This is a genomic window from Kribbella voronezhensis, assembly GCF_004365175.1.
GTDB classification, from domain to species: Bacteria; Actinomycetota; Actinomycetes; order Propionibacteriales; family Kribbellaceae; genus Kribbella; species Kribbella voronezhensis.
The window spans coordinates 4726151-4742180 of record NZ_SOCE01000001.1; the positions used below are offsets into that span (position 1 = coordinate 4726151).

A 16030-nucleotide genomic window follows, 5' to 3' on the forward strand; every position below is an offset into this window, starting at 1 on the left:
ATGGCGGGACAAAAGATCCGCATCCGGCTGAAGGCCTACGACCACGAGGTCATCGACAGCTCGGCGCGCAAGATCGTCGACACGGTGACGCGTACTGGTGCGAAGGTTGCTGGCCCGGTGCCGTTGCCGACGGAAAAGAACGTGTTCTGCGTCATCCGCTCGCCGCACAAGTACAAGGACAGCCGCGAGCACTTCGAGATGCGCACCCACAAGCGGCTCATCGACATCATCGACCCCACGCCGAAGACCGTCGACTCGCTGATGCGTCTCGACCTGCCGGCCGGTGTCGACATCGAGATCAAGCTCTGAGGGAAACGCGAAACCAATGAGCAATCAAAAAACCACGCGCGGTCTGCTGGGCACGAAGCTCGGCATGACCCAGACCTGGGACGAGAACAACCGAGTCGTCCCCGTCACCGTGATCCAGGCCGGTCCCTGTGTGGTCACCGAGGTGCGTACCTCGGCCAGCCACGGCTACGACGGCGTCCAGATCGCGTTCGGCGACATCGACCCCCGCAAGGTGAACTCGCCGATGCGCGGCCACTTCGAGAAGGCCGGAGTGACCCCGCGTCGCCACCTGCTCGAGCTGCGCACCGCTGACGCCAGCGAGTACACGCTGGGCCAGGAGATCAAGGCCGAGGCGTTCGCCGCGGGCGAGATCGTCGACGTGTCCGCCACCAGCAAGGGCAAGGGCTTCGCCGGTGTGATGAAGCGGCACGGCTTCCACGGTCTTCGCGCCACCCACGGTGTGCACAAGAAGCACCGTTCGCCGGGCTCCATCGGCGGTTGCGCGACCCCGGGCCGGGTCTTCAAGGGCCTCAAGATGGCCGGCCGGATGGGCAACGAGAAGGTCACCACGCAGAACGTGACGGTCCACGCGATCGACGCCGAGCGCGGCCTGGTCCTGCTCAAGGGTGCCGTCCCCGGCCCCAAGGGCGGCCTCGTGCTGATCCGCAACGCCGCGAAGGGAGCTACCAAATGAGCACCGTTGACGTAGTCGCTGTGAAGGGCGACAAGGTCAGCAAGAAGGGCTCCGCGGAGCTCCCGGCCGAGCTGTTCGACGTACAGGCCAACATCCCGCTGATCCACCAGGTCGTCGTGGCCCAGCTGGCCGCGGCCCGCCAGGGCACGCACAAGGTGAAGTCCCGCGGTGAGGTCTCCGGTGGTGGCGCCAAGCCGTACCGGCAGAAGGGCACCGGCCGCGCCCGGCAGGGTTCGACCCGCGCACCGCAGTTCACCGGTGGTGGCGTCGTGCACGGCCCGACCCCGCGCGACTACAGCCAGCGGACCCCGAAGAAGATGATCGCCGCCGCGCTCCGCGGTGCGTTGTCCGACCGGGCCCGTGACGGCCGCGTGCACGTGGTCGAGAAGTTCGTGGACGGCGACAAGCCGTCGACCAAGGCAGCCCTCAAGGTGCTGGCCGAGGTCACCGAGTACCTCAAGGTGCTGGTGGTCGTGGCGCGCGCCGACGAGCAGACCTGGCTGAGCCTGCGCAACGTGCCGACCGTGCACCTGCTCGCGGCCGACCAGCTGAACGCGTACGACGTGCTGTGCAGCGACGCGGTGGTCTTCACCACCGAGGCGCTGGAGGCCTTCGTCGCCGGTTCGCCGAAGGGCAAGTCCGTCAAGGCCGTCGCTACGTCGACCGAGGCCGAGCAGGAGGTAGAAGCATGAGTCACGGAGTCAACAAAGACCCGCGGGACGTGCTGCTGCGGCCGGTCGTGAGCGAGAAGAGCTACGGCCTGCTGGACGAGCAGAAGTACACGTTCGAGGTCGCCCCGGACGCCAACAAGACCGAGATCAAGCTCGCGGTCCAGAAGGTGTTCAAGGTGCGGGTCACCAGCGTCAACACGATCAACCGCAAGGGCAAGCGCCGCCGTACCCGTACGGGCTGGGGCAAGCGTCCTGACACCAAGCGAGCGATCGTCAGCCTTGCCGGCGACGACCGCATCGACATCTTCGGAGGCCAGTCGTAATGGGTATCCGCAAATACAAGCCGACGACGCCGGGCCGCCGTGGCTCGAGCGTGGCCGACTTCGTCGAGCTCACCCGTTCGACCCCTGAGAAGTCCCTGCTCCGCCCGCTGCCGAAGAAGGGTGGCCGGAACAACTCCGGCAAGATCACCACTCGGCACCACGGTGGTGGCCACAAGCGCGCGTACCGCCTGATCGACTTCAAGCGCTACGACAAGGACGGCGTACCGGCCAAGGTCGCGGAGATCGAGTACGACCCGAACCGCACCGCCCGGATCGCACTGCTGCACTACGTCGACGGCGAGAAGCGCTACATCCTCGCCCCGGCCAACCTGAAGCAGGGCACGATCATCGAGAACGGTCCGGCCGCGGACATCAAGGTCGGCAACAACCTGCCGCTGCGCAACATCCCGGTCGGCTCCACGGTGCACGCCGTCGAGCTGCGCCCGGGCGGTGGCGCCAAGATGGCCCGCTCCGCCGGTGCCAGCGTTCAGCTGGTCGCCAAGGAGGGCCGGATGGCCACCCTGCGGATGCCGTCGGGCGAGGTCCGGATGGTCGACGTGCGCTGCCGCGCCACCCTCGGTGAGGTCGGCAACGGCGAGCAGTCGAACATCAACTGGGGCAAGGCCGGCCGGATGCGCTGGAAGGGCAAGCGCCCGACCGTCCGTGGTGTCGCCATGAACCCGGTCGACCACCCGCACGGTGGTGGTGAGGGCAAGACCTCGGGTGGACGTCACCCGGTGTCCCCGTGGGGCAAGCCTGAGGGCCGCACCCGCGGTCACAAGGAAAGCGACCGCATGATCGTCCGGCGCCGCAAGGCCGGCAAGAAGCGCTGATAGGGAGCCGGACAGATGCCACGCAGCCTCAAGAAGGGCCCGTTCGTCGACCACCACCTGTTGAAGAAGGTGGAGGTGCAGAACGAAAAGGGCACCAAGAACGTGATCAAGACCTGGTCGCGCCGATCCATGATCATCCCGACCATGATCGGTCACACCCTCGCGGTGCACGACGGCCGCAAGCACGTCCCCGTGTTCGTGACGGACGCGATGGTCGGGCACAAGCTCGGCGAGTTCGCCCCGACCCGGACGTTCAAGGGCCACGAAAAAGACGACCGCAAGGCACGGCGTCGCTGACCTAGGTCAGTGACGAAGCGCAGAGCAACCTACGGAGAGATTCGAACATCATGAGCGTAATGGAGCGTAGGGCAGTCAGTGCCCGTCGCGAGGGCCTGCTGGGCGACGAGCCCGGGGCCTTTGCGGTCGCGCGCTTCGTCCGCGTGACGCCGATGAAGGCGCGTCGCGTGGTCGACCTGGTGCGCGGCATGGGCGTCGACGACGCACTCGCCACTCTGAAGTTCGCCCCGCAGGCCGCTGCCGAGACCGTGTACAAGGTCGTCGACAGCGCCGTGGCGAACGCCGAAAGCACCGAGCACCTGAGCCGCGCCGACCTGGTCGTGGTGAAGGCCTATGTGGACGAGGGCCCGACGCTGAAGCGTCACCGCCCCCGTGCCCAGGGTCGCGCGACCCGGATCGACAAGCGGACCAGCCACATCACTGTTGTGGTCGGCCCGAAGGTCGAGGCCGAGGCGCCGGCGAAGAAGGCCGATGCCAAGAAGGCGGAAGCCAAGAAGGACGACGCCAAGAAGGCTCCGGCCAAGAAGGCGCCCGCCAAGAAGGCAACCGCCAAAAAGGCTGAGAAGAAGGAGACCCGATAGTGGGCCAGAAGGTAAACCCGCACGGGTTCCGACTCGGCATCAGCACGGACCACAAGAGCCGGTGGTACGCGGACAAGCTGTACAAGGACTACGTGGGCGAGGACGTCAAGATCCGTCGCCTGCTGAGCAAGGGCATGGAGCGCGCCGGCATCTCCCGCGTGGAGATCGAGCGCACCCGTGACCGCGTCCGCGTCGACATCCACACCGCCCGTCCGGGCATCGTCATCGGTCGCCGCGGCGCCGAGGCGGACCGGATTCGGGGCAGCCTGGAGGAGCTCACCGGCAAGCAGGTGCAGCTGAACATCCTCGAGGTGAAGAACGCCGAGGTCGACGCGCAGCTCGTCGCCCAGGGCGTTGCCGAGCAGCTGTCCGGCCGCGTGGCGTTCCGCCGCGCGATGCGCAAGGCGATGCAGACCACCATGCGTGGCGGCGCCCTGGGCATCCGGATCCAGTGCTCCGGCCGTCTCGGTGGCGCGGAGATGTCGCGTTCGGAGTTCTACCGCGAAGGCCGGGTGCCGCTGCACACCCTTCGCGCGGACATCGACTACGGCTTCTACGAGGCCCGCACGACCTTCGGCCGGATCGGCGTGAAGGTCTGGATCTACAAGGGCGATGTCGCCGGCACCCGCGCGGAGCGCGAGGCGCAGGCCGCGGCCCGGGCCGCTACCCAGCAGCGTGGCCGTCCGGCCCGTCGCGACGGTGGCGACCGCGGTGACCGTGGTGGCCGCGGTGGTGACCGTGGCGGTCGTAACGACCGTCGTGACGGTGGCGCCCGCAATGACGCTCCCAAGGCTGACGCCGCGGCGGCTCCGGCTGCCGAGAAGCCGGCCGAGACGACCGGAACGGAGAGCTGAACCATGCTCATCCCCCGCAAGGTCAAGCACCGCAAGCAGCACCACCCGAAGCGCTCCGGCGCTGCCAAGGGCGGTACCACGCTGGCGTTCGGCGACTTCGGCATCCAGGCCGTCGAGAGCCACTACGTCACGAACCGGCAGATCGAGTCCGCTCGTATCGCGATGACCCGGCACATCAAGCGTGGCGGAAAGGTCTGGATCAACATCTACCCGGACCGCCCGCTGACCAAGAAGCCTGCCGAGACCCGGATGGGTTCCGGTAAGGGTTCCCCCGAGTGGTGGATCGCGAACGTCAAGTCCGGCCGGGTGATGTTCGAACTGTCCGGTGTGGACGAGGACGTCGCTCGCGAGGCCATGCGCCGCGCGATCCACAAGTTGCCGATGAAGTGCCGCTTCATCACCCGAGAGTCAGGTGAGAACTGATGGCCATCCTGACCGCCGCCGAACTGCGGAACCTCGGTAAGGACGAGCTTCTGGAGAAGCTCGGAAACGCCAAGGAGGAGCTGTTCAACCTCCGGTTCCAGGCTGCCACGGGTCAGCTGGAGTCCCACGGCCGGCTGCGTGCCGTCCGCAAGGACATCGCCCGCATCTACACGGTGCTGACCGAGCGTGCGCTCGGCATCACCGAAGAGGTCGACTCTGCACCCGCGGCTGAGGCCGATGAGGTTGCCGCCGAGACCGCGGACGACAGCGAGAAGGCTGGGAGCAAGGCATGACCGAGAATGCAGCGAAGGACGACACCGTGAGCACGACCCCCGACACGAAGCGCAACAGCCGCAAGACCCGTGAGGGCCTGGTGCTGAGCGACAAGATGGACAAGACCGTGACGGTCGAGGTCGAGGACCGGGTCAAGCACAAGCTGTACGGCAAGGTCATCCGCCGCACCAGCAAGCTCAAGGCGCACGACGAGCAGAACGCCGCCGGCATCGGCGACCGCGTCCTCCTGATGGAGACCCGGCCGCTGTCCGCCACCAAGCGTTGGCGCGTCGTGGAGATCCTCGAGAAGGCGAAGTAGTCGTCCTGAGGGCACTGCAACGCCCAGCTGTACCCCATCGAAATTATTCGTTCCGCAAGGCTCACGTCAGTGAGAACCAGCGAGACAACCAGGAGATCAACAGATGATCCAGCAGGAGTCGCGACTGAAGGTCGCCGACAACACGGGTGCCAAGGAGATCTTGTGCATCCGCGTGCTCGGTGGCTCCGGTCGGCGCTACGCCGGTGTCGGTGACACGATCGTCGCCACCGTCAAGGACGCGATCCCGGGCGGCGGCGTCAAGAAGGGCGACGTCGTCAAGGCCGTCATCGTTCGTACCGTGAAGGAGCGCCGGCGTCCGGACGGCTCCTACATCCGGTTCGACGAGAACGCCGCGGTGATCTTGAAGGCCGACGGTGAGCCGCGTGGTACCCGCATCTTCGGGCCGGTCGGCCGGGAGCTGCGCGAGAAGCGCTTCATGAAGATCATCTCGCTCGCTCCGGAGGTGCTCTGAGATGGCAGCCCAGAAGAAGCTGCATGTGAAGAAGGGTGATCTCGTTCGCGTGATCGCCGGTAAGTCCAAGGGTCACGAGGGCAAGATCATCTCGGTGTTGCCCGAGGCCGAGAAGGTCATCGTCGAAGGCGTGAACCGGGTCAAGAAGCACACCAAGGTGCAGCAGGCCCAGCGCGGCGGCACGACGGGTGGCATCGTCACCCAGGAAGCCCCGATCCACGTCTCCAACGTGATGCTGCTCGTCGAGACCACCGACGCGGATGGCAAGAAGGTCAAGGTCACCACGCGCGTCGGCTACAACCGCGTCGAGGTGCAGAAGCGGCGCCCCGACGGTTCGACGTACACCGGGTTCCGCAGCGTGCGTATCTCGCGCCGCACCGGCGAGGAGATCTGATGACTGCTACGGCAACCGAGACCAAGGTTCAGCCGCGGCTGAAGACCAAGTACCGCGAGGAGATCGTCGCCAAGCTGCGCGACGAGTTCCAGTTCGACAACGTCATGCAGGTGCCCGGCCTCACCAAGATCGTGGTGAACATGGGCGTCGGCGAGGCGGCTCGCGACTCGAAGCTGATCGACGGCGCGATCAAGGACCTGGCCGCGATCACCGGCCAGAAGCCGTCGGTGACCAAGGCCCGCAAGTCGATCGCGCAGTTCAAGCTGCGCGAAGGCATGCCGATCGGTGCGCACGTCACGCTGCGCGGCGACCGGATGTGGGAGTTCCTGGACCGGCTGCTCGCCTTGGCGCTGCCCCGGATCCGTGACTTCCGTGGCCTGTCGGCGAAGCAGTTCGACGGCAACGGGAACTACACCTTCGGTCTGACCGAGCAGGTGATGTTCCACGAGATCAACCAGGACCGGATCGACCGGGTCCGCGGGATGGACATCACCGTGGTGACCACCGCCAAGAACGACGACGAGGGGCGCGCGCTGCTGCGGCAGCTCGGCTTCCCGTTCAAGGAGAACTGACGTGGCGAAGACAGCACTCAAGGTCAAGCAGGCCCGGAAGCCGAAGTTCGCGGTGCGCGGTTACACCCGTTGCCAGCGCTGCGGCCGGCCCAAGGCCGTCTTCCGCAAGTTCGGCCTGTGCCGGATCTGCCTGCGGGAGATGGCGCACCGGGGCGAGCTGCCCGGCGTCACCAAGTCCAGCTGGTGACCCACCGCTTCTCCAGCACCGATCTTTTCTCCAACCACCATCTAGTCACCGTAGGTCGCCGGCCGGCGAAACCACGGCGGGAAAGAGGCCCCAGGCCATGACGATGACCGACCCGATCGCAGACATGCTGACACGTCTGCGCAACGCCAACCAGGCGTATCACGAGTCGACCCAGATGCCGTACAGCAAGATCAAGCAGGGCATTGCCGACATCCTTCAGCAGGAGGGTTACATCTCCTCCTACAAGGTCGAGGAGCCCAAGGAGGGCACCGTCGGCAAGACCCTCGTGGTGGACCTGAAGTTCGGTCCGAGCCGCGAGCGCTCGATCGCCGGTGTCCGGCGGATCAGCAAGCCCGGTCTGCGGGTGTACGCGAAGTCGACCAACCTGCCCAAGGTGCTCGGTGGCCTCGGCGTCGCGATCATCTCGACGTCGCAGGGATTGCTGACGGACCGGCAGGCCAAGCACAAGGGCGTTGGCGGGGAAGTCCTCGCCTACGTCTGGTGACGAAGAACCGGAAGGAGGACCACTCTCATGTCTCGCATCGGTAAGCTCCCGATCACGGTCCCGTCCGGCGTCGACGTCACGATCGACGGCCAGACGGTCACCGTGAAGGGCCCCAAGGGTCAGCTCTCGCACGTTGTTGCGGAGCCCATCGTGGTCGGTCGCGACGAGGACGGCACCATCGCCGTCTCGCGTCCGGACGACCAGCGCAAGAGCAAGGAACTGCACGGCCTGTCCCGCACCCTGATCGCCAACCTGGTGACCGGCGTGACGGACGGCTACGAGAAGAAGCTCGAGATCGTCGGCGTCGGTTACCGCGTCCTGTCCAAGGGCCCGGGCACGCTGGAGTTCTCGCTCGGCTACAGCCACACCATCACGGTGGAGGCGCCGGAAGGCATCACCTTCGTGGTGGAGTCGCCGACCAAGTTCTCGGTGCAGGGAATCGACAAGCAGTCGGTCGGTGAGGTCGCCGCGAACATCCGCAAGCTGCGCAAGCCTGAGCCCTACAAGGGCAAGGGTGTGCGGTACGCGGGCGAGCAGGTGCGCCGCAAGGTCGGAAAGGCTGGTAAGTAACCATGGCGATCGGATTGCGCCACAACAAGCACTCCGCCAAGAAGACCTCTTCCCGGCTGCGTCGTCAGATCCGCGTCCGTAAGAAGGTCAACGGCACGGCCGACCGGCCGCGCCTGGTGGTCAGCAAGTCCTCGAAGCACCTGTTCGCTCAGGTCATCGACGACGTCGCCGGCGTCACCCTGGTCTCGGCCTCCACGATGGAGTCGGACCTGCGGGGCGCGGAGGCGAACAAGACGGACAAGGCCAAGACCGTGGGTGGGCTCATCGCCGACCGCGCCAAGGCCGCCGGTATCGACTCGGTCGTCTTCGACCGGGCCGGGAACAAGTACCACGGCCGGATCGCGGCCCTGGCCGACGCCGCCCGTGAGGGCGGCCTCGGCTTCTGACATGGCGACACAAAAGGAAGAAGGTAGTTCGAAATGAGCGGAGGCCAGCAGCGTCGCGGAGGCGGCGCCGGTGGTGAGCGCCGTGGCCGTGACGGTGGTCGCGGTCAGGCAGCTGACAAGACCGCCTACATCGAGCGCGTGGTAGCCATCAACCGTGTTGCCAAGGTCGTGAAGGGTGGTCGTCGCTTCAGCTTCACCGCCCTCGTGGTCGTCGGCGACGGTGAAGGCACCGTCGGTGTGGGGTACGGAAAGGCCAAGGAGGTGCCCGCGGCGATCGCCAAGGGTGTCGAGGAGGCCAAGAAGGCATTCTTCAAGGTGCCGAGGATCCAGGGCACCATCCCGCACCCGGTCCAGGGCGAGAAGGCCGCAGGCGTTGTCATGCTGCGTCCGGCCGCTCCCGGTACCGGTGTGATCGCGGGTGGTTCGGCGCGCGCGGTACTGGAGTGCGCCGGGATCCACGACATCCTGAGCAAGTCGCTGGGGTCCTCGAACGCGATCAACGTGGTGCACGCCACGGTGGCCGCGCTGCAGGCCCTGGAGACCCCGGAGGCCGTGGCCGCACGTCGCGGCATGCCGGTCGAGCACGTCGCTCCGGCGGCTCTGCTGAAGGCGCGGGCGGAGGTCGCATCCTGATGGCACGCTTGAAGGTGACCCAGACCCGTTCCGGCATCGGTGGCAAGCAGAACCAGCGCGACACGCTGCGCACCCTGGGCGTCAAGCGGATCGGCGACACCGCCGTCCACGAGGACAAGCCCGAGGTTCGCGGCATGGTGCGTGCGGTTCGCCACCTCATCACCGTCGAAGAGGTTGACTGACATGACGCTCAAGGTTCATCACCTGCGTCCGGCGCCCGGAGCCAAGACCGCCAAGACCCGTGTGGGTCGTGGTGAGGGCAGCAAGGGCAAGACGGCCGGCCGCGGTACCAAGGGCAGCAAGGCCCGCAACAACATCCCCGAAGGCTTCGAGGGTGGTCAGATGCCGCTGCACATGCGGCTGCCGAAGCTGAAGGGCTTCAAGAGCAGGAACCGAGTGGAGTTCCAGGTCGTTAACCTGGACAAGCTCGGACAGCTCTTCCCCGAAGGTGGCGAGATCGGCGTTGCCGACCTGGTCGCCAAGGGTGCGGTCCGGCCCAGTCTCCCGGTGAAGGTGCTGGGCGACGGCGAGCTTACCGTTGCACTGCAGGTTTCGGTTCACAAGTTCTCGAAGTCCGCCAAGGAGAAGATCGCGGCGGCCGGGGGAACCACCACCGAGGTGTGAGTGCCAGGGCTCGTGCGAGCCAGCGTTTGTTATTGTCACGCTGGAGTTCGGACGAGCCCTGGTTCGTCTCTTGCCCAGCTGCTTTGCTAGGCCCCTGCCCTGACCGGGCACGGGAAACTTGTGGGAGGACAGGGTGTTAGGCGCCTTTGCCAACGCGTTCAAGACTCCGGACCTGCGCCGGAAGATCTTGTTCGTGCTCTTCATTGTCGTGATCTTCCGGATCGGTTCGGTCGTGCCGGCGCCTGGCGTCAACGTCAAGTCGCTGAACACGTGTCTGAAAGCAGCCACGTCGGGTCAGAACGCGAACCTGTACAACCTGATCAACCTGTTCTCCGGTGGGGCGCTGCTCCAGCTCGCGGTCTTCGCGCTGGGCATCATGCCGTACATCACCGCCAGCATCATTCTGCAGCTGCTCACCGTGGTCATCCCGCGGCTGGAGTCGCTGAAGAAGGAAGGCCAGGCGGGGCAGACCAAGATCACCCAGTACACCCGGTTCCTCACCGTCGGCCTGGCGATCCTGCAGGCGACCGCGTTCGTGGCGCTGGCGCGCACCCCCGGCCGGCTCTTCCCGAGCTGCCAGGAGCCGCTGCTGCACAACGACAAGTGGTTCACCGTCGTGGTGATGGTGCTCACGATGACCGCCGGTACCGGCGTGATCATGTGGCTCGGTGAGCTGATCACCGACCGTGGTGTCGGCAACGGCATGTCGATCCTGATCTTCACCCAGATCGTCGCCACCTTCCCGACGCAGCTGTGGAACATCCGCAAGCAGAAGGGCATCGGCACCTTCATCGTCGTGCTCGCCATCGGCCTGGTGATCATGGCGGCCGTCATCTTCATCGAGCAGGCGCAGCGCCGGATCCCGGTCCAGTACGCCAAGCGCATGGTCGGCCGGAAGATGTTCGGCGGCACCTCCACCTACATCCCGCTGAAGGTGAACCAGGCCGGCGTCATCCCGGTCATCTTCGCCTCGAGCCTGCTCTATCTGCCGGTGCTGGTCAGCCAGTTCAAATCGCAGGAGAAATGGGCCCAGTGGATCCAGGGCAACCTGGTCAAGGGCGATCACCCGATCTACATGGTGACGTATGTCGCCCTCATCATCTTCTTCACGTACTTCTATGTCTCGATTACCTTCAATCCGAAGGAAGTTGCAGACAACATGAAGAAGTACGGCGGCTTCATCCCCGGGATCCGGGCGGGCCGGCCGACCGAGGAGTACCTCTCCTACGTCCTGTCCCGCATCACGCTGCCGGGGGCGATCTACCTCGCGGTGATCTCGATGATCCCGTTGGTCGCCCTGGTGCTCTTGAACGCCAGCCAGAACTTCCCGTTCGGTGGAACGTCGATCCTGATCATGGTCGGCGTCGGACTGGACACGGTGAAGCAGATCGAGAGTCAGCTGCAGCAGCGTAACTACGAAGGGTTCCTGCGCTGATGAGAATGTTGCTGATGGGTCCGCCCGGGGCGGGTAAGGGTACGCAGGCAAAGGTGCTTGCGGACCGGCTCGGCATCCCGGCTGTTTCCACCGGCGACATCTTCCGTGCGAACGTCAAGGACGAGACCCCGCTGGGGCTCGAGGCGAAGCGCTACATGGACGCGGGCAACTACGTGCCGGACGAGGTCACCAATGCGATGGTGCGCGACCGGCTCTCCGACGCGGACGCGGGGGAGGGGTTCCTGCTCGACGGGTACCCCCGCACCCTGCCCCAGGTCGGCACCCTGGACGACATCCTGGCCGAGCACGGCCACAAGCTCGACGCCGTGGTCGCGCTGATCGCCGACACCGACGTGCTGGTGGACCGGATGCTGCGCCGGGCCAAGACCGACGGCCGGGCGGACGACTCCGAAGAGGTCGTCCGGCACCGTCAGGACGTGTACGCCGCCGAGACCAAGCCGCTGCTGCAGGTGTACGCCCAGCGCGGCCTGCTGGTCGAGGTCGACGGCGTGGGCGAGATCGACGAGGTCAGCGAGCGCGTGCTGGCCGCCCTCAAGTCACTGACCGAGTGACCTGCGGTGATTTTCAAGGACCGCGGGATCGAACTGAAGACCCGCGAACAGATCGTCGCGATGCGTGCGGCCGGCCTCGTGGTCGGCCGCACCCTCGAACTGCTCCGCTCCGAGGTCCGGCCCGGCATCACCACCGGCGACCTGGACGCGATCGCCGAGGACAGCATCCGGTCGGCCGGCGCGACACCGTCGTTCAAGGGCTATCACGGCTTCACCGGCTCGATCTGCGCGTCGGTGAACGACGAGATCGTGCACGGCATCCCCGGTGACCGGGTGCTGGCAGAGGGCGACCTGATCTCGATCGACTGTGGCGCGATCGTGAACGGCTGGCACGGCGACGCGGCGATCACCGTCGGTGTCGGCGAAACGGCTCCCGAGCTGCTCGAGCTGGCCCGGATCTGCGAGGAGTCGATGTGGCGCGGCTTCGCGGCCGCCCGGCTCGGTGGCCGGCTGACCGACATCTCGGCTGCCGTCGAGCAGCACGTACGCGCCAACTCGTCGTACGGGATCGTCGAGGACTTCGTCGGGCACGGGATCGGGTCGGCGATGCACCAGCCGCCGAACGTGCCGAACTACGGCAAGGCCGGCCGGGGTCCCAAGCTGGTCGAGGGGCTCGCACTCGCGGTGGAGCCGATGCTCACCCTCGGCAAGCAGGACAATCACACACTCGAGGACGACTGGACCGTCGTCACCGATGACGGCACGGTCGCTGCGCACACCGAGCACACGTTCACGTTGACCCCGCAGGGTCCGTGGGTTCTGACCGCCCTCGACGGCGGTGAGGCGAAGCTCAAGGAGCTCGGCGTCACCTTCGGTCCGCTGGCCGACTGACGCAGGAGCGTATGGGAGTACTACGCCGGGGTCCGTCCGTCGGGGGACGCGGTGCGCTCCCGGGCTGAGGCACACTTGAGACATGCCCAGTCAGTACCAGCCCCACCAGCGTTTCACCGAGGCCGACCGCGACAAGATCGCCGGCCGGCTGCGCGACGCCTTCGCCGACGGCCGGCTGGACCAGCCCGAGTTCAGCTCGCGGCTCGACCAGCTGTACACCGTCCAGACGTACGGCGAGCTGGAACCGCTGGTGCGCGACCTTCCCCCGGTCCGGACCTACCAGACCCCGGCGAACGTGCAGGACGTCGCGCCGGCGCCCGCCCCCGGGCAGTTCCCCGAACGGCAGCGGAACAAGCAGGCGCAGCAGCACGGCCGGCGCAACCTGGGCGGCTTCACCGGCATCGTCATGATCAACGTGGTCATCTGGTTCGTGATCGGGTTGGGCAACGGCGGCCACTGGCCGCACTTCTGGCCCGTCTGGCTGCTGATCCCGTGGGCGATCATCGCCATTGGCCAGCTCGGAAAGCGACGTTGACGGCGGCCCCGGTCAGTCGCCACCCCCGCCGGTCGCGGCTGCGGCCGGACTGGGTGTGGCAGTTCCGGCAGGGGTCGGCCGTGGTTTTCGTGCTCTGGTTCGTGATCGCGGTCCCGTTGGCGATCGCCGGGTTGCTGCTGGAGCCGCGCTGGGTCGGCTGGATGATGATGGGCTGGTTCGTCGTCCTGGTCGTCTTCACGCTGGGGATGCGGTGGTCCGAACTGCGGTTGCGCCGGGCCTGGGAAGACGTCGTCGAGCAGATGGGCTGGCATTTCAGTGCGGTCGAGCCGGCCGTGCGCGACCGCTGGCCGTTCCCGCCCTTCGACGCGGATCCGAACGCGGAGGTGGTCGACGTGACGTCCGGCCGGCACCGCGGCCGCGAGTTCTGGACCGGCCGGTTCCGGCACCAGGTACGGCGGCGCCGGCTCGGCTTCGACTTCCTCGATCTGGAAGTGGAGCGCCCGCTGCCGCCGCTCCAGGTGCTCCCCGCCCCGCTGGCTCCGGTCGCCGCCGCGAGCCTGCTGCCGATCAAGCTCGAGATCGACGGCTCGACGGAGTCCTACCTGGTGTTCAACGGTCGCGAGGATCTGGCGGTGGAGGTCCTGCATCCACGGGCCGTCGACGTGCTGGCCCAGGTGCCGCCGTTCGGCTTCAGCTGTGAAGGACGCCGGTTCGTCGCGATCCTCCCGGCGTACCGCGATGCCAGTACTGCGCTGGCGCACCTGGACGCCGCCTGCGACCTCCTCGACCTGATGCCAGAACACGTCTGGCAAGCCGGCGAACAATGGCTCGCCACCTCAGTAGCGCAGCCTCCCGAGTCCGCTAACCCACCCGAGTGACTTCGGTCGCGAGTCGGGGGACCAGGGCAGACAGGTCCTGATCGCCCAGTCCAGCAGCAACGGCGCTTTCCAGGAGTCGCTGGACCGGACGGAGGAGTGCCGCGCTCACTCCTTGGTCCTCGGCCGCCTGGATCAGGTTCACGAATCCGGCCGCCTGCATGGCGAGGTTGGATCCGGCCGCACCCGGCTCCGCGCCGTACTCGAGGTCCGCGGCCATCCGTGGCAGTGAGGTGAGCATTGCGGTGAGCCAGGGCACCAGCAGGTCCGCGGTGAACGCATTCGGGGAGACCTTCTCGCTGCCGATGAGCGCGTAGGCCTGCAGCGCTCCGGCGAACATGCCGTACATGCCGCTCAGCAACGCGATGTCGTGCAGCGGAGCCAGTCCCGGGTCACTGCCCAGATAGGTCGCGCGCCCGAGTGTGGCCAGCGCGGCCTCGTGCTGCTCGAAGGCGCTGGCGGAGCCGCTGTAGAGCACGAAGGCGGCCGGACCGCCGATCATCGAGGGCACCGCCATGATCCCGCCGTCCACGTACTGCGACCCGTGCTGCCGCGCCCATTCCGCCGTACTGCGGGCTTGTGCCGGCGTGCCATTGGTCAGGTTGACCAGCACTCGCCCGTCCAATGCGGCGGCCGCTGGATGGAGTGCTTCGGAGACGCCGGCGTAGTCGAGGAGACAGACGATCACCAGTTGGGCGGAGGTGACCGCCTCGGTGATGTCTTCGGTCCGGCGGGCGCCGAGGTCGTCGAGTTCGGCGGAGCGGCCGGGGGTGCGGTTCCAGATCGTGGTCGGGTGGCCGGCGGCCAGGAAGGCGCGGGCGAGGGCGGTGCCCATCGCGCCGAGGCCGAGGACGGTGACAGAGGTCTTCATAGGTCCCAGACTTGCCCGGATGCTTTAAAGTCGACAAGTACCTACTAAATAGTCAGGTACTTACCAGGAAGTCAGTAGTGGGAGGACGCGGATGGCCACGATGGCGCCGTACACCTGTGGGCTGGATGCCGCCGCCGATGTGATCGGTGGGAAGTGGAAACCGCGGATCCTCTGGGCTCTGCACCATGGGCCGCGACGGTTCGGGGAGTTGCGCAAGGACGTCTCCGGTGTGACGGAGAAGATGCTGATCCAGCAGCTCCGCGAGCTGGAGAGCCGGCGGATCGTGCACCGGGAGGTCTACCACCAGGTGCCACCGAAGGTCGAGTACTCTCTGACAGCGCTCGGTGAGTCCCTGAACACCGCTCTCGCGCCGCTGGATGCCTGGGGCGCGGACCATCTGGACGAGCTCACCGCTACCCGGAGTTGCTGACCGCCTGGGCCCGATTGGGTTTCCGGCGGGTTGGTGGCGTACACTCTTTCCTTGGCTCTTTGTGGCCTCTGATCGTGCTGCCCGCGGCTGCTCGATGTGCGTGTTTCTGCGCGCCGTCGGGAGGGTGGCTGGTGTTCAGCGGTGTTGAGCTACCAGTAGTACTTTCCATCCAGTTGTCTACAGAAGTGCGAGGACATGCCCAAAAAAGAGGGAGTTATCGAACTCGAGGGCACCATCGTCGAGGCCCTGCCGAACGCGATGTTCCGTGTTGAGCTGTCCAACGGGCACAAGGTGCTCGCGCACATCAGCGGCAAGATGAGGCAGCACTACATCCGGATCCTCCCCGAGGACCGGGTCGTCGTGGAGCTGTCGCCGTACGACCTCACCCGGGGTCGCATCGTCTACCGGTACAAGTAACCAGCCCACCTGTCGAAGAAAGAAGCTCGATGAAGGTCAATCCGAGCGTCAAGAAGATCTGCGACAAGTGCAAGGTGATCCGCCGTCACGGCCGGGTCATGGTGATCTGCGAGAACCCGCGGCACAAGCAGCGGCAAGGCTGATTTCAGCCCCACCTCGAAGCTCCACCCTGCACTTTCGCACCACAGCGCGCATGCTCGTCCA

General features: G+C 66.5%; 30 protein-coding genes. 29 read left to right on the forward strand and 1 reads right to left on the reverse strand.

The features are described from left to right. The 26 genes from rpsJ (at position 1) to EV138_RS22195 (ending at position 14111) form a co-directional block, all read left to right on the forward strand. On the forward strand, positions 1 to 309 hold the full coding sequence (gene rpsJ, locus EV138_RS22070) for a 30S ribosomal protein S10 (RefSeq protein ID WP_012923688.1): 309 nt from the start codon (positions 1 to 3) through the stop codon (positions 307 to 309). 16 nt (positions 310 to 325) lie between these two features. Further along, positions 326 to 982, forward strand: coding sequence for a 50S ribosomal protein L3 (gene rplC / locus EV138_RS22075; RefSeq protein ID WP_112243225.1), 657 nt, complete (start codon positions 326 to 328; stop codon positions 980 to 982). After that, positions 979 to 1674, forward strand: coding sequence for a 50S ribosomal protein L4 (gene rplD, locus EV138_RS22080; protein WP_133980719.1), 696 nt, complete (start codon positions 979 to 981; stop codon positions 1672 to 1674). Before rplC ends, rplD begins: the two co-directional genes overlap by 4 nt. Next, the gene (rplW, locus tag EV138_RS22085; protein WP_112243217.1) at positions 1671 to 1976 is read left to right on the forward strand and encodes a 50S ribosomal protein L23; all 306 of its coding nucleotides are present in this window, start codon (positions 1671 to 1673) and stop codon (positions 1974 to 1976) included. The genes rplD and rplW overlap by 4 nt, the downstream gene beginning before the upstream one ends. After that, positions 1976 to 2809, forward strand: a complete 834-nt coding sequence (gene rplB / locus EV138_RS22090) for a 50S ribosomal protein L2 (RefSeq protein WP_112243215.1) — start codon at positions 1976 to 1978, stop codon at positions 2807 to 2809. Before rplW ends, rplB begins: the two co-directional genes overlap by 1 nt. Before the next feature lie 15 nt (positions 2810 to 2824). Then, positions 2825 to 3106 (forward strand): 30S ribosomal protein S19, encoded by a 282-nt coding sequence (gene rpsS, locus EV138_RS22095; RefSeq protein ID WP_112243213.1) that lies wholly within the window; start codon positions 2825 to 2827, stop codon positions 3104 to 3106. A 59-nt stretch (positions 3107 to 3165) separates the two neighbouring features. Next, positions 3166 to 3687, forward strand: a complete 522-nt coding sequence (rplV, locus tag EV138_RS22100) for a 50S ribosomal protein L22 (RefSeq protein ID WP_439648997.1) — start codon at positions 3166 to 3168, stop codon at positions 3685 to 3687. Further along, entirely contained in the window at positions 3687 to 4541 is an 855-nt protein-coding gene (rpsC, locus tag EV138_RS22105; RefSeq protein ID WP_133980721.1) for a 30S ribosomal protein S3, read from the forward strand. The genes rplV and rpsC overlap by 1 nt, the downstream gene beginning before the upstream one ends. Positions 4542 to 4544: 3 nt before the next feature. Beyond that, entirely contained in the window at positions 4545 to 4964 is a 420-nt protein-coding gene (gene rplP / locus EV138_RS22110) for a 50S ribosomal protein L16 (protein WP_112243207.1), read from the forward strand. After that, complete coding sequence (rpmC, locus tag EV138_RS22115) at positions 4964 to 5257, forward strand: 50S ribosomal protein L29 (protein ID WP_133980722.1); 294 nt, start codon at positions 4964 to 4966, stop codon at positions 5255 to 5257. Before rplP ends, rpmC begins: the two co-directional genes overlap by 1 nt. Continuing rightward, entirely contained in the window at positions 5254 to 5556 is a 303-nt protein-coding gene (gene rpsQ / locus EV138_RS22120; protein WP_112243203.1) for a 30S ribosomal protein S17, read from the forward strand. The genes rpmC and rpsQ overlap by 4 nt, the downstream gene beginning before the upstream one ends. A gap of 103 nt (positions 5557 to 5659) precedes the next feature. Continuing rightward, entirely contained in the window at positions 5660 to 6028 is a 369-nt protein-coding gene (gene rplN, locus EV138_RS22125) for a 50S ribosomal protein L14 (protein WP_077019238.1), read from the forward strand. A gap of 1 nt (position 6029) precedes the next feature. After that, entirely contained in the window at positions 6030 to 6422 is a 393-nt protein-coding gene (gene rplX, locus EV138_RS22130; RefSeq protein ID WP_112243171.1) for a 50S ribosomal protein L24, read from the forward strand. Further along, entirely contained in the window at positions 6422 to 6994 is a 573-nt protein-coding gene (rplE, locus tag EV138_RS22135) for a 50S ribosomal protein L5 (RefSeq protein WP_112243169.1), read from the forward strand. The genes rplX and rplE overlap by 1 nt, the downstream gene beginning before the upstream one ends. Before the next feature lies 1 nt (position 6995). Further along, the gene (locus EV138_RS22140) at positions 6996 to 7181 is read left to right on the forward strand and encodes a type Z 30S ribosomal protein S14 (RefSeq protein ID WP_012923674.1); all 186 of its coding nucleotides are present in this window, start codon (positions 6996 to 6998) and stop codon (positions 7179 to 7181) included. Between the two features lie 97 nt (positions 7182 to 7278). After that, positions 7279 to 7686 carry a 30S ribosomal protein S8 gene (gene rpsH, locus EV138_RS22145; RefSeq protein WP_112243167.1) on the forward strand — a complete coding sequence of 136 codons (408 nt, stop codon included), beginning with the start codon at positions 7279 to 7281 and terminating at the stop codon, positions 7684 to 7686. Between the two features lie 27 nt (positions 7687 to 7713). Next, positions 7714 to 8256, forward strand: coding sequence for a 50S ribosomal protein L6 (rplF, locus tag EV138_RS22150; RefSeq protein WP_133980723.1), 543 nt, complete (start codon positions 7714 to 7716; stop codon positions 8254 to 8256). 2 nt (positions 8257 to 8258) lie between these two features. Continuing rightward, positions 8259 to 8642 carry a 50S ribosomal protein L18 gene (rplR, locus tag EV138_RS22155; RefSeq protein ID WP_112243163.1) on the forward strand — a complete coding sequence of 128 codons (384 nt, stop codon included), beginning with the start codon at positions 8259 to 8261 and terminating at the stop codon, positions 8640 to 8642. 33 nt (positions 8643 to 8675) lie between these two features. Beyond that, on the forward strand, positions 8676 to 9275 hold the full coding sequence (gene rpsE, locus EV138_RS22160; RefSeq protein ID WP_112243161.1) for a 30S ribosomal protein S5: 600 nt from the start codon (positions 8676 to 8678) through the stop codon (positions 9273 to 9275). Further along, complete coding sequence (rpmD, locus tag EV138_RS22165; protein WP_020388092.1) at positions 9275 to 9457, forward strand: 50S ribosomal protein L30; 183 nt, start codon at positions 9275 to 9277, stop codon at positions 9455 to 9457. Before rpsE ends, rpmD begins: the two co-directional genes overlap by 1 nt. Before the next feature lies 1 nt (position 9458). Further along, positions 9459 to 9899, forward strand: a complete 441-nt coding sequence (gene rplO / locus EV138_RS22170) for a 50S ribosomal protein L15 (protein WP_133980724.1) — start codon at positions 9459 to 9461, stop codon at positions 9897 to 9899. A 133-nt stretch (positions 9900 to 10032) separates the two neighbouring features. Further along, positions 10033 to 11334 carry a preprotein translocase subunit SecY gene (secY, locus tag EV138_RS22175; RefSeq protein ID WP_112243157.1) on the forward strand — a complete coding sequence of 434 codons (1302 nt, stop codon included), beginning with the start codon at positions 10033 to 10035 and terminating at the stop codon, positions 11332 to 11334. Further along, positions 11334 to 11906 (forward strand): adenylate kinase, encoded by a 573-nt coding sequence (locus EV138_RS22180; RefSeq protein WP_133980725.1) that lies wholly within the window; start codon positions 11334 to 11336, stop codon positions 11904 to 11906. The genes secY and EV138_RS22180 overlap by 1 nt, the downstream gene beginning before the upstream one ends. A gap of 6 nt (positions 11907 to 11912) precedes the next feature. Next, the gene (map, locus tag EV138_RS22185; protein WP_133980726.1) at positions 11913 to 12737 is read left to right on the forward strand and encodes a type I methionyl aminopeptidase; all 825 of its coding nucleotides are present in this window, start codon (positions 11913 to 11915) and stop codon (positions 12735 to 12737) included. Positions 12738 to 12819: 82 nt separating this feature from the next. Continuing rightward, on the forward strand, positions 12820 to 13272 hold the full coding sequence (locus EV138_RS22190) for a DUF1707 SHOCT-like domain-containing protein (protein ID WP_133980727.1): 453 nt from the start codon (positions 12820 to 12822) through the stop codon (positions 13270 to 13272). Between the two features lie 80 nt (positions 13273 to 13352). After that, positions 13353 to 14111: a type III secretion system chaperone family protein gene (locus EV138_RS22195; protein WP_238158284.1), complete on the forward strand. Its 759-nt coding sequence runs from the start codon at positions 13353 to 13355 to the stop codon at positions 14109 to 14111. Here EV138_RS22195 and EV138_RS22200 read toward each other — a convergent pair. After that, a complete protein-coding gene (locus EV138_RS22200) occupies positions 14095 to 14979 on the reverse strand; it encodes an NAD(P)-dependent oxidoreductase (protein ID WP_133980728.1) in 885 nt (294 codons plus the stop codon). The two genes, EV138_RS22195 and EV138_RS22200, sit on opposite strands and share 17 nt — an antisense overlap. Positions 14980 to 15070: 91 nt before the next feature. Here EV138_RS22200 and EV138_RS22205 point away from each other — a divergent pair, with 91 nt between their 5' ends. The 3 genes from EV138_RS22205 (at position 15071) to rpmJ (ending at position 15969) form a co-directional block, all read left to right on the forward strand. Beyond that, positions 15071 to 15409 carry a winged helix-turn-helix transcriptional regulator gene (locus EV138_RS22205; RefSeq protein ID WP_133980729.1) on the forward strand — a complete coding sequence of 113 codons (339 nt, stop codon included), beginning with the start codon at positions 15071 to 15073 and terminating at the stop codon, positions 15407 to 15409. Between the two features lie 195 nt (positions 15410 to 15604). Then, positions 15605 to 15826, forward strand: a complete 222-nt coding sequence (infA, locus tag EV138_RS22210; protein WP_012923661.1) for a translation initiation factor IF-1 — start codon at positions 15605 to 15607, stop codon at positions 15824 to 15826. 29 nt (positions 15827 to 15855) lie between these two features. Then, complete coding sequence (gene rpmJ, locus EV138_RS22215) at positions 15856 to 15969, forward strand: 50S ribosomal protein L36 (protein WP_008361054.1); 114 nt, start codon at positions 15856 to 15858, stop codon at positions 15967 to 15969. Positions 15970 to 16030: the final 61 nt, after the last annotated feature.